Source organism: Lacticaseibacillus sharpeae JCM 1186 = DSM 20505, assembly GCF_001436225.1.
GTDB classification, from domain to species: Bacteria; Bacillota; Bacilli; order Lactobacillales; family Lactobacillaceae; genus Lacticaseibacillus; species Lacticaseibacillus sharpeae.
Genome location: NZ_AYYO01000011.1, coordinates 53,447 through 65,350 on the forward strand (window position 1 = coordinate 53,447; position 11,904 = coordinate 65,350).

The 11,904-nt window shown below is 53.3% G+C and carries 11 protein-coding genes; 9 read left to right on the top strand and 2 right to left on the bottom strand.

Annotation, left to right across the window (positions count from 1 at the left end; translation table 11 throughout):
• Window positions 1-61 precede the first annotated feature (61 nt).
• Window positions 62-1,123 carry a YdcF family protein gene (locus FC18_RS03670; protein WP_054677818.1) on the bottom strand — a complete coding sequence of 354 codons (1,062 nt, stop codon included), beginning with the start codon at window positions 1,121-1,123 and terminating at the stop codon, window positions 62-64.
• 105 nt (window positions 1,124-1,228) lie between these two features.
• Between FC18_RS03670 and FC18_RS03675 the strand changes: the two genes are divergently transcribed.
• A complete protein-coding gene (locus FC18_RS03675) occupies window positions 1,229-1,678 on the top strand; it encodes an NUDIX hydrolase (protein ID WP_054677820.1) in 450 nt (149 codons plus the stop codon).
• Between the two features lie 41 nt (window positions 1,679-1,719).
• Here FC18_RS03675 and FC18_RS03680 read toward each other — a convergent pair whose 3' ends face one another.
• Entirely contained in the window at window positions 1,720-3,063 is a 1,344-nt protein-coding gene (locus FC18_RS03680; protein ID WP_054677875.1) for an HD domain-containing protein, read from the bottom strand.
• 195 nt (window positions 3,064-3,258) lie between these two features.
• Here FC18_RS03680 and FC18_RS03685 point away from each other — a divergent pair, with 195 nt between their 5' ends.
• From FC18_RS03685 to FC18_RS03720, 8 genes are all read left to right on the top strand, one after another.
• The gene (locus FC18_RS03685; RefSeq protein ID WP_054677822.1) at window positions 3,259-3,696 is read left to right on the top strand and encodes a YwiB family protein; all 438 of its coding nucleotides are present in this window, start codon (window positions 3,259-3,261) and stop codon (window positions 3,694-3,696) included.
• A gap of 51 nt (window positions 3,697-3,747) precedes the next feature.
• Window positions 3,748-4,305, top strand: coding sequence for a DNA-directed RNA polymerase subunit delta (gene rpoE, locus FC18_RS03690; RefSeq protein ID WP_054677823.1), 558 nt, complete (start codon window positions 3,748-3,750; stop codon window positions 4,303-4,305).
• Between the two features lie 356 nt (window positions 4,306-4,661).
• Complete coding sequence (locus tag FC18_RS03695; protein ID WP_054677825.1) at window positions 4,662-6,263, top strand: CTP synthase; 1,602 nt, start codon at window positions 4,662-4,664, stop codon at window positions 6,261-6,263.
• Window positions 6,264-6,394: 131 nt separating this feature from the next.
• Window positions 6,395-7,660 (top strand): UDP-N-acetylglucosamine 1-carboxyvinyltransferase, encoded by a 1,266-nt coding sequence (locus FC18_RS03700; protein WP_054677828.1) that lies wholly within the window; start codon window positions 6,395-6,397, stop codon window positions 7,658-7,660.
• Between the two features lie 100 nt (window positions 7,661-7,760).
• Window positions 7,761-8,009 carry a type B 50S ribosomal protein L31 gene (locus tag FC18_RS03705; RefSeq protein ID WP_054677830.1) on the top strand — a complete coding sequence of 83 codons (249 nt, stop codon included), beginning with the start codon at window positions 7,761-7,763 and terminating at the stop codon, window positions 8,007-8,009.
• 775 nt (window positions 8,010-8,784) lie between these two features.
• Window positions 8,785-9,435, top strand: coding sequence for a DUF2238 domain-containing protein (locus FC18_RS12465; protein WP_056975487.1), 651 nt, complete (start codon window positions 8,785-8,787; stop codon window positions 9,433-9,435).
• Between the two features lie 118 nt (window positions 9,436-9,553).
• Complete coding sequence (locus FC18_RS03715; protein WP_156660862.1) at window positions 9,554-10,300, top strand: hypothetical protein; 747 nt, start codon at window positions 9,554-9,556, stop codon at window positions 10,298-10,300.
• 96 nt (window positions 10,301-10,396) lie between these two features.
• The gene (locus FC18_RS03720; protein ID WP_054677834.1) at window positions 10,397-11,782 is read left to right on the top strand and encodes a UDP-N-acetylmuramoyl-tripeptide--D-alanyl-D-alanine ligase; all 1,386 of its coding nucleotides are present in this window, start codon (window positions 10,397-10,399) and stop codon (window positions 11,780-11,782) included.
• Window positions 11,783-11,904: the final 122 nt, after the last annotated feature.

Consider the following 11,904-nt stretch of genomic DNA (forward strand, 5'->3'; position numbering starts at 1 on the left):
TCCCTCCTAATTTTTATTGTTATATTTATAACCTAATTATAACGGGTTGCCCAAGCGCTTGTCAGTACAAATGGGTGAATAAACCAACCACGATGCTGATAATGGGGAAGAAGCATAACAATGCGCCGGTGATGAGGTGCCGCTTCTTGTTCATCATGATGATGGCCGCGTATTCCCGAATCGTTGCGTTGGGCAGGTAGTAGAAGGCGGTGTGGGCCCCGAGCCCGTTAGCAGTGAGGCCTGCCTGCTTGGCGAACAACCCGGCCCGAAACAGGTGGTAGTTGTTGGTGCAGAACTGGGCGCGGTACTTGGCGCCGTCCGTGATGTCGTTGATGATTGCGGCGGAGAAGCGCATGTTCTCTAGGGTGGTGCGGCTCTTGTCTTCCAGCAAGGTGTCTGCGGCCGGAATTCCGTGGTCGATGGCGTATTGTTGCATCGCCGCTGCTTCGCTAATTTTTTCATCCGGGCCCTGACCACCAGAGAAGATAATCGTTGGCAGCTTGCGGCCCTTTGCCTTCTGCTTGTTGTAGTACTTGATGGCGACATCGATGCGCGCCCCGAGCAGACGGCCAACGCGCTCACCGCCGAGCAGGCCCGCGCCAAGGACAATCAGGTAATCCTGGTCGTGCCAAGGCCGGTGCAGGTTGTAGGCGACCAGTGCGGTGAGGAAGTTCATCAGGGTTAGCCCGATGTACCCGGTGAGCAGGATAATCAGGCTGGTGATGCCGCCGTAGATGTAGTCGGGCAAAAACTTGCGGCCGAAAACCCCGAAGAGATCAACGACGATAATCAAGATGGCAAGCAGCAGCGTGAGCATGTTCCCCAGCGTGTGCCGTTCTTTCTTCCACACCACAATCGCGTTCCACAGCAACCAGACCAAGTGGAAGGCAAAGAAGATGAAGATGACCCCGAACACGATGATGAATAAGATAATGCTGGGGGTCATTAGCCACGCACTGCCACTTGAGATGACTAACGCGCCGGCCGCCACGGCATCAAAGCCAATGGCCAGGTTAATGAGCAGACCGTTGAGTAGCTGCCGCGGTTCCACCGCATAGCTGACGGCCGCGATGAACGTCCAGAGTACTGCGAGGACGGTGAGAAAAATAACGAAATTGTCCAAAACGTATTTGTATCCTTTCTGTTTGGGAGTAGTTAGGATATAATGAGAAAACACAGAGCAATGCACCACTGCTCGACTAATACCAGCCGCCAGGAGGCATTTTGTATGACTAATCCAGTATTTGGTACCAAGAATCCTGATTATGATTATGTTGAACGTGTTGGGGTGTACGCCGTCATTCCGGATTCATCCAAGCGCCGGATTTTAGTGCTGGCCGCGCCCAACAACGCGATTTTCCTGCCTGGTGGCGGGGTGGAACCGGGCGAAACGGATGCCGAGACGTTGAACCGCGAACTGCTCGAAGAATTCGGGGTCGCGGTCACCATCGGCGCCAAGCTCGGCAAGGCGGCTGAGTACTTCTATTCCCATCACCGCCAGACGGCCTATTACCATCCAGCAACCTTCTATGCGGCCCAGGACATCAAGGTGGTTGCCGACCCCCTGGAGGATTTCAACACGCTAATGATGATGCCGATTGACTTGGCACTGGCACAACTGAAGCGGCCCACGCACCGGTACGCGGTGGCGGAATGGCTCAAAATGCAAAAGCAGTAATACGAAAGGACGCGACTTGCAGTTGCGTCCTTTTTTAGTGCTTACTGCAAAAGCTGGGGGTCGATGACTTCACCGTTTAGCAGGTACCGCTGGAACTGGGCGATGGTTGCCGTGTAGCCAGGAGTGCCAGGTTTGGCCAGCATCTGCTTGGGGAAGTAGAACCGTTCGTCCCCAGTGACCTTCCCGGTGATGGCGCCGACCAGGGGACTGAGTGTAGAGAGCTCTTCCAGCGTATCGTCCAACTGCATGATTTCAATCTGTGTCTTCGGGGTCGCACTTGTGGGGTCGTACTGGTCATATGGCAGGTCGAAGTTCGAATCCGTTGCGGTGTAGTAGCGGCGGTCAAAACCGGCCGCGGCGACGAGGTCCGCCATTGCGGGCAGCAGGTTCGCTGAGCTGGTCGTGAATGTCGCCGACTTGAATGGCCGCCGGTCGAGGAAGCGCGCCGCCAAATCGCTCAAGGTGGGGTCGGGATAGTCGAGCCAGTAGTGGAAGTACGTGTTCAGCACACCATCATCGAGCATCAGGTAATCGTGCAGGGTGAAGTTCTTGTTGAAGAATGGCGCGAGGAGCCGCGGGTTGAAGCGCTCGTCGAAGTCGCCGGCCTCGAATAATTCCTTGGCCCGTTCGAGCAGCTTCGTCAAAATCACTTCCATACTCCGGGAAACGGGGTGGAAGTAAATCTGCTGGTACATCTGGAAACGGCTGACGATATAATCTTCAACCGCGTGCATGCCGCTGGGTTCAAAGGCAATCCCGCCAGCGTACGGCCGCATCACCCGCAGAATCCGGGTCAAATCGAACAAGCCGTAGTTAGTGCCGGTGTTGTACGCGTCCCGCAGCAGGTAATCCATCCGGTCAGCGTCAATTTGGCTGCTGATCATCTGGACGACTTGGGGGTTCGGGTAGGAATGGTCGATAACGCTGGCCACCTTGGCGGGGAAGTCAGGACTGACGCCGCGGAGGACCTTGTTCACTTCGGTGCTGGGGTCGGTCAGAATCCGCCGGGTAATCTCTTCGTGGTCGGTCCCGAAGATGTGCTCGAAGGTGTGCGAGTAGGCGCCGTGGCCGATGTCGTGCAGGAGGGCAGCACACAGGGCAACTAGGCGTTCATCGTCGTTCCACAGACCATCAGCACCACCATTTTGGGTTGGGTAGTTGCGCTGGAAGTTGTCGCAAATCTGGCGGGCAACTTCGTAAACACCCAGTGAATGGGTGAAGCGGGTGTGTTCAGCCCCCTGGAAGACCATGTTGGAGACACCGAGTTGGTGAATGCGACGCAGACGCTGCATTTCCGGGGTGTTAATCAGGTCCAGAATTACTTGGTGCTGGACGTGAATGTAGTTGTGCACGGGATCACGAAAAACTTTTTCCCGGGGTAACATTGGACTGTTCAATAGAAGGCCTCCTACTTGGTTACGTTCTATCTATATTATTATTCAAAGCTCTCATTAAATCCACCTACTGGCCCGTTCTTTCCCATCTAGAGCGTAATTTTGTTCGGCTCCAGCGTGGTTTCGCGTTATAATATCGGTTGAAGACATTTATTAGTCGAAGTTACGTACGTGGAGGTGCGCAGAATGGATATGGCACAAGGAATTCCTGTTCGGGTGCAGCTCGAAACCTGGGTCACCCAAGATGGCCAGCAGGAACATCATCAGTTCGACGAGCAGGGGCAAATGGTTCGCCTCGGCGACACGGTCTATGTGCGCTATACCGAACCGGATGGCGACAAGCTGCCGGTGACCGTTAAGATTAAGGGCGACAAGCAGGTGGGTCTCAGCCGCGGGAGCAGTGCGGGCGACACCCACATGCACATGGATTTCATCGCGGAGAAGGAAATCGTGGCCCACTACCGCACGCCATATGGTATTATTCCGGTAAGTACAATTACGCCGCGGCTCGATGCCGTCTTCACGACCGAGCCACTTGGTGGGCAAGTCTACGTGGAATACCGGCTCAAAGCTAACGGGCAAATTTTAGGCGATTACCGCATGCGATTGCTTTTTACTGCTTAATCAAGTATATTTAGATGTATCTGTGAAAATGTTGAAAGGGGCGCGACTAGTTTGAAACTTGACGTATTCAAAGACGCCGATAAAACTGAGTTATCCATGATTGAGGTTGCTCATGCAATCTTGGAGGAAAAGGGCGACACGATGGCCTTCGTCGATCTCGCCAACGAGATCCAGACGTACCTTGGCAAGAGCGATGAAGAAATTCGCGAACGCCTGCCGCAGTTCTACACGGATTTGAACGTTGATGGGAGCTTCATCTCCCTCGGCGACAACGTCTGGGGACTGCGCTCCTGGTACCCATACGAATCCGTCGACGAAGAGGTTAACCACCTCGACGAAGAAGAGGGCACGAACCGCCGCAAGAAGCGCAAGAAGGTTAACGCCTTCCTTGCTGACGCGGGCGACGACGATGACGTGATCGACTACAACGATGACGATCCTGAAGACGACGACCTCGATACCGACGAAGATTACGACGAATCTGGCGATGGCTACGATGATGCAGCTGAAGACGACCCAGATGACGGCGATGACACTGAAGACGACTTGCCAGACGGCATCGAAGGTCAGCTCAACGAGTTCTCCGACGATGACGATGACGAAGAATAAGCATTGCAAGAAGCTCCCCGCACGTGCGGCGGAGTTTTTTTGTGCCATCGGCGGCCGTGAAAGTTTTCTGCAAATGTTTCACAATAAAATGAAACAAATCAAGAAACCACGGTGAATCAGGTTGACTTAGGAACGGCTTTTGGGTACGATACTTTTTGGGCACTCCAAGAAACAGCGTGAAGTAATTCACCTGTTCAGGAGTCAATTCAGTTACAAGCTCCCCGTTCCGATGAGAAATGGGGGGCTTGTTTTATTTTTGTTGTTTCACCCCGAAATTTCTGTTGTTAATTGCTACTCGTTGTTGAGCAACCGGACGTGTACGTCGCGTTTGGTGCTCGGTTTAAAAGGAGATACTAATGACCAAGTATATTTTTGTCACTGGTGGGGTTGTCAGTTCACTCGGTAAGGGGATTGTTGCAGCATCCCTTGCCCGTCTGCTCAAGAGCCGTGGCCTCAAGGTGACCATCCAGAAGTTTGATCCATACATCAACGTCGACCCAGGGACGATGAACCCTTACCAACACGGTGAAGTTTTCGTTACTGACGATGGTGCCGAGACCGACTTGGACCTTGGGCACTACGAACGGTTCATTGACATCAACCTGAACAAGTACAGCAACGTCACGACGGGGAAGATTTACTCAGAAGTGTTGGCTAAGGAACGCCACGGGGACTACAACGGTGCGACCGTCCAGGTTATCCCGCACATCACCGGCATGATTAAGGAGAAGATTATGCGGGCCGCTAAGCACAGCGACTCCGACGTCATCATCACCGAAATCGGGGGGACCGTTGGGGACATCGAAAGCCTGCCATACCTCGAAGCAATTCGGGAAATGAAGGCAGAAGTTGGTTCCGACAACGTCTTCTACATTCACGCAACGCTCGTGCCATACCTGCGTGCGGCCGGCGAAATGAAGACCAAGCCAACCCAGCACTCCGTTAAGGAACTGCGCAGCGTCGGGATTCAGCCGAACATGCTGGTACTGCGGACCGAAAAGCCCGTGACCGACAGCATGAAGGAAAAGATTGCGCTCTTCACCGACGTGCCAACCGAAGCCGTCATCGAATCACCGGACGTCCCAACCATTTACTCCATCATCCGCGTCCTGCACGAACAGGGGATGGACGAATACGTCTGCAAGTTCCTCGGCATCCAGGCCCACGATGCGGACATCAAGGCGCTGACCGACCTTGAAACCAAGGTGCAGCACCTGCAGGGTAAGGTTAAGATTGCCCTGGTTGGGAAGTACGTTGCCCTCCAAGACGCCTACATTTCCGTTGCGGAAGCACTGAAGGCCGCTGGCTACTTCTTCAACACCGGCATGGACATCGACATGATCCAGGCTGAAGACGTGACCGACGCCAATGCTCAGGAAATTCTCGGCGATGCAGACGGGATTCTCGTTCCTGGTGGGTTCGGGGACCGTGGTCTGGAAGGCAAGATTGCCGCAATCCGTTACGCACGTGAGAACAACGTGCCATTCCTCGGGATTTGCCTGGGGATGCAGATGGCGTCCGTCGAATTCGCCCGCAACGTGCTTGGCCTTAAGGGTGCCGGCAGTACCGAAACCCAGCCAGACTGCGCCGACCCAATCATCGACATCCTGCCTGACCAGGACAAGGAAGGCGACCTCGGGGGCACGCTCCGTCTGGGCCTGTACCCATGTGACCTCAAGGAAGGTTCCGTGGCTGCCGCTGCATACGGCAACGTCAAGGAAGTCCAGAAGCGTCACCGTCACCGTTACGAATTCAACACCAAGTACCGCGCGGCAATGGAAGCTAAGGGCATGGTCTTCTCTGGTACCAGTCCTGACAACCGCCTGATGGAAATCATCGAACTACCTGAAAACAAGTTCTTCGTTGCTTCCCAGTACCACCCAGAATTCCAGTCCCGGCCAACGAAGCCAGAAGGTTTGTTTGAAGCATTCATTAAGGCAGCAGGAAACTTCAATTAGAACCGTTTAACTTCATATCCTGTTATTGAAGCGCCCCTTGTTTTTTGAGGGGCGCTTCTATACACTGGAATAATGAATGCGAATTACAAGTTCGTAACACGACCGATTACGAGTAGTGAGGAATCGTTTTAATGGAAAAAATGCTGATTCACGGCGGTAAGCGACTCGCCGGGGAGGTCGTCATCGGCGGCGCAAAGAATAGTACTGTGGCACTTATCCCCGCCGCAATCCTGTCCCGGACGCCTGTTGTTCTGGATGGCGTACCCCACATTCAGGATGTATACAACCTGATGAGCATTTTGGGCGAAATGAACGTCAAGTCCGATTTCACCGGGAACATACTGAAAATAGACCCAACCGCGATTGTCAAAACCGATTTGCCGGATGGAAAAATCAAATCATTACGGGCTTCGTACTACTTTATGGGTGCGATGCTCGGTCGCTTCGGGCATGCCGTTATTGGGATGCCCGGGGGCGACGATATTGGTCCACGGCCCATTGATCAGCACGTTAATGGGTTCGAAGCGCTTGGTGCCCACGTCATTGACCACAATGGCCTGATTGAAATCAACGCGCCTAAAGAGGGCCTCCACGGGGCACGTATCTTTTTGGATATGGCTTCTGTTGGTGCGACCATTAACATTATTTTGGCTGCCGTCACCGCTAAGGGTCAGACTGTGATTGAGAATGCCGCTAAGGAACCCGAAATCATCGACCTGGCGACTTACCTCAATAACATGGGTGCAACCATTCGTGGTGCCGGTACGGAGACTATTCGGATCAGTGGCGTGGAACAGCTTGCTGCCCACAACGCGCATACGATTATTCCGGACCGGATTGAAGCCGGAACCTACCTGTCACTCGCCGCAGCAATGGGTGAGGGCATCATGGTGCGCAACGTGATTACGGAGCACCTAGATGCGTTCCTGGCGAAGCTCGAAGAAATGGGCGTGACGATGGAAGTGGGCGAAGACTCGATCTTCGTTTACCCATCCGGCGAACTCAAGATGGTGCAGGTGAAGACCAACACCTATCCGGGACTGGCAACGGACCTGCAGCAGCCACTCACGCCACTGATGTTGACGGCGCACGGCGAGGGCCGCATTATCGACACCATTTACCCTAAGCGGACCCGGCACGTGCCGGAACTGGTGAAGATGGGTGCCGACATCCACGTGGAAAATGATCAGATTATTATTCACCACAGTCCAGATCTCCATGGGGCCGACGTCGTTGCGGAAGAAATCCGTGGCGGTGCGTGCTTGATGGTCGCTGGCCTCATGGCAAGTGGCGACACGGTCATCTCGAAGGTCGACAACATCCTGCGTGGTTACGACCGCGTCGTGATGAAGCTGAAGGCCCTTGGCGCCGACGTTGAGTTGTTAGATTTGCCCTAACTCGATTTGCGTTTGTTTCAGTAATCGAGTTGTGGTAAACTGAGACGGTTAAATAATATCTCTGAGGTAGGCAATATCTCAGGGCAAAGGAGTAATTACAATGAAGCAAGGCATTCACCCAGATTACCACCAGGTTGTATTCATGGACTCAGCTACGGGCTACAAGTTCATCGCTGGTTCAACGAAGCACAGCTCTGAAACCATCACCATGGACGACGGTAACGAATACCCACTCGTTCGTGTCGAAGTTTCTTCAGATTCCCACCCATTCTACACTGGTAAGCAGAAGTTTGCTAAGGCAGATGGCCGTGTTGACCGCTTCAACAAGAAGTACGGTCTCAACAAGTAATCCTAGAAACAACGGGAACGGCAGACCTCGGTTTGCCGTTTTTTGTTTGCCCCAATTTGCTCGCAAATGTCACAAAAAAGTTTATAAAAAAGCTTGGCGAAAATCGCAAAGTTTCGTCATTGAATACTTATTGTATTGTTTAGTAAAAACTATGCGGCTTTCGTGTAAAATGCTGTTTTTAGCGACTTTAACAGAATTTCGCCACCGAACAATCCTTAATGGGCGCCGTTTTCATCTCGACGTGGGAATAGTTAGCGGCAAAACGCTAAAGTGCCGGCTTTTTAACAGAATTCACAGATATAAAAACTGGCTAACGATATTCTTATGCAGACTAATGCTATTCACTAATTTTAGGTGTCATAAATGAACCGCCAACCGTTTAGGAAGTGTTTGCAAAAGCATGGGGATGGGGTAATATAGTCTTTGCAAGGGCGATGAACCCTATACAAACCTAAACTTACACTCCCCAAAAAAGTTCCCCCAAACTTTCCACCGCCCCGCGGTGGTTTTTTTATGCCCTGAATTACAATTTCAGACTAAACTTAACGTATGGTAAGTAGAGACTTATTCCTGGACAAAATGTTGAACATATATTCACGGTTTTTGAACATAAGGCCCCGGATCGCACCAAATTCAATCGTGCAGTGTGGGTACGTGCGGACATGGAGACGGTCTTCGGGGCCTTTAGCGTGCCCGCCACACATTCAGTTAATCGTCGGCGCAAAATACGTTGGGCAGTATGTTAGACTTATTTTAGGAGGTGGCGGTCATGCAGATGGTGAAACGAATTTTTTATTGGCTGAATATTGGGGGCGCAATTGCGTACATTGCATTTTGTGGTGTGCGCCTGGCCCAGGGACACGAGACGTTCCCCAACCAAATGCAGTTAATGGTGCAGGTGGCTTCGGGCATTATCATTGCGTCACTGCCGCTAATCATTGAACGCGTGACCAAGCGCCGGCTCCCGGACGTGTTGGTTGCATTGTATGAAGTGTTCATCCTGATGGCGATCTTGCTCGGAACCGGGATGCGGGCGTATTCAATTCAGTACTGGGACAAGATCGAGCACATTTTTTCTGCCGGCATTTTGGCGGGGACCGGCTACATGATCTTCGCGGCGCTGACGCCAGATGACCAGTTGGCCCGGACCAATCCCGCGCTAATTGCCATCTTTGCCACTGTGTTCGGTATCAGCATCGGAGTTTTCTGGGAATTCTATGAGTTTTCGGGGGACTCACTGCTTGGGATGAACATGCAGCGCTACATGGCCCACGGACACGCACTAGTTGGCCAAGCCGCGCTATACGACACAATGGGTGACCTCTTGATGGACGTACTTGGTAGCGTTGCTCTTGGCGTATACGGATATTTTGCGCTGCGCAAAAATCGGCGCTGGCTGGACACATTCAAGCTGCGGCGGCAGTAATCAAAAATAGTTAAATTAGGGAACCTTAATCCACCACGCGAGATTTGCGCACGCGTATAGCCCCAATGAAAATAGCGGTGTACAATGTCTATGACCATGCAGAAAGTGACGAATAGCCTTGCGTAATTCGATGATGTACGTGCGGTTCGAACCGATTTCGACCGCCTTCGTGACGATGGGGATTGAACCTGTCGATATGTTGAATACGGCCAACGCAAACCCGCAGCACATCCTTGTGTTGCCCCCGGTTACGGACGACCTAACAATTAATGCCCACACTGGTTTCAATGTGATTGATGGTGGTGTGGCAGTCCGCCAGTTTCTTGAGAGTGTGCCGGGACGCAATGCTGCCTGGCTGGACTATCGGGAGCAGGACTTTGTGAACGATTTATTACCCCAAGAGATTGCAGAGCTGCTTTATCTGGGTCACCGCAAAACGCACATGGCGCTGCCTTTCTACTACAAATTGCAGAATCAGTATGCCCGCGTGCCCATGGCGACCGGCCTGGTGAACTCGTACTGGCGGCATCCCGAGATGTTCGAAGCGGTCTTCAGTGCGGCGATTAACCGCCACCTGCGCGACCTGCTGAACCAGCAGGCGTTCTGGCTGCGGATGCACCGGCACGAAAAATTGCCGCAACTGCCATCTTCCGTGCAGAAGAGCTGGCAGGACATGTTGCCCGACGGTGTGGGCTTCGATTGGAACAGTGCGAAGGTGAGTGGCCAGACGGTCATCATCCCGCTCGTCCAGATTTCGGAGCGTCGGTTGTTCGTAGATGCGGACATCAACGACGTGCCGAGCGTGAAGGTGGGCCAATTGGTGCTCAACCGGGCAACTGGGGTATGGCATTCGATGCTCAGTTAAGCTGGGCGTAACCAAATACAAGCAAACCCGTAGATGAGCTGCCTGGCGTCCTTGCCATCGCGCTCATCTACAGGTGATTTTAGGAGAAGTAATATCATGAAAATGACCCTTCAGGAAATCGCAGGGGTTTTGGATACAACCGTTGCAAAGGCCGCAGAGCAGTACTCTGTTACCGGTGTGTGCTTTGACACGCGCGAAATCAAACCGGGCGACTTGTTCGTACCGCTGGCGGGGGCGCGTGATGGCCACGATTTCATCGAAACCGCGGCACAGAAGGGCGCCGTTGCCAGTTTCTTCGCCGCCGGGCACGCACCAGTCGACACCAAGCTGCCACTGCTGGTTGTTGACGACCCGCTGACGGCGCTGCAGGACCTCGCTCGGTACTACCTGATGATTAAGGTGAACCCCAAGGTCGTCGCGGTGACCGGGAGTAACGGGAAGACCACGACCAAGGACATGACGGCCGCCGTCCTTTCGACCCAGTACCACGTGGTGAAGACCAAGGATAACTTCAATAACAACATCGGGGTACCGATGACCATTCTCAGCATGGAGACCAACACTGAAGTTCTGGTGGTCGAAATGGGGATGGATCACCCCGGCGAACTGGATTTCCTGAGCAAGATGGCGGAACCTGACGTGGCCATTATCACCATGATTGGGGAAGCCCACATCGAATTCTTCAAGACCCGCGACCGGATTGCGGACGCGAAGATGGAAATCGTGCACGGGCTCAAGGAAGACGGTCTGTTCATCTACAATGGTGACGAACCGCTGCTCCAGGAACGCGCGAAGAATGTCGAACAGGACCAAAAGACGTTCGGCCTGGATCCCACCAATGACCTGTACGCTAAGAACATCGTGTCCAGTCAAACCCACACCGACTTCGACCTGTCGCGCTGGCCTGATCTGCACTTCACCATTCCGATTATGGGTGAATACAACGTCACCAACGCGCTGGCTGCAATCCTGGTCGGTCGCCGTTTCCACGTCAAGCCGGAATCCATCCAGCGGGCGTTGGCGACGTTCAAGGTCACGAGCAACCGGACTGAATGGCTGGTGGGCGATGCAGGTGAGTCAATCTTGAGTGACGTCTACAACGCGAACCCGACCGCGATGGCCGCCGTGCTCGCGAACTTCTCTGGGTTCCCAACTAAGGGCCGCCGCATTGCGGTTCTTGGTGATATGCTGGAACTGGGTGAAGCCAGTCGTGACCTGCACGCGGGTTTGGCGAAGAGCCTTGATCCGGCTGCAATCGGTGAGGTATACCTTTACGGGAACGAAATGGCCGCACTCCGCGATGAACTAGCGGCCAAGTACCCAGCCGACCAGCTGCATTACTACCCAGAAGGTGAGCAGAAACGCCTGATTGTGAAGCTGGTTGAGGATGTGCGCTCCGTCGATCTCGTTATGCTAAAAGGCAGTCACGGAATGCACCTCGAGAATGTTTTACAGGCGTTGCTCGACGCTGAACGTGGCTGAGCCGTTTTCTGTAAATAAAGTTTTAGTTAACAATTGCCAATAATTTGCATAGTAACGCTCAAAACGGGCGGTGGGGCTGGTTTCACGCCCACCGCCCGTTTGTTTTTTGTGGTGGGCGTTTT

Bases quoted from the DNA above. Each gene is read 5' to 3' on its own strand.
- FC18_RS03675 (WP_054677820.1), top strand. From the start codon at position 1,229: ATGACTAATCCAGTATTTGGTACCAAGAATCCTGATTATGATTATGTT.
- FC18_RS03680 (WP_054677875.1), bottom strand. From the start codon at position 3,063: ATGTTACCCCGGGAAAAAGTTTTTCGTGATCCCGTGCACAACTACATT.
- FC18_RS03685 (WP_054677822.1), top strand. From the start codon at position 3,259: ATGGATATGGCACAAGGAATTCCTGTTCGGGTGCAGCTCGAAACCTGG.
- FC18_RS03695 (WP_054677825.1), top strand. From the start codon at position 4,662: ATGACCAAGTATATTTTTGTCACTGGTGGGGTTGTCAGTTCACTCGGT.
- FC18_RS03700 (WP_054677828.1), top strand. From the start codon at position 6,395: ATGGAAAAAATGCTGATTCACGGCGGTAAGCGACTCGCCGGGGAGGTC.
- FC18_RS03705 (WP_054677830.1), top strand. From the start codon at position 7,761: ATGAAGCAAGGCATTCACCCAGATTACCACCAGGTTGTATTCATGGAC.
- FC18_RS12465 (WP_056975487.1), top strand. From the start codon at position 8,785: ATGGTGAAACGAATTTTTTATTGGCTGAATATTGGGGGCGCAATTGCG.
- FC18_RS03720 (WP_054677834.1), top strand. From the start codon at position 10,397: ATGAAAATGACCCTTCAGGAAATCGCAGGGGTTTTGGATACAACCGTT.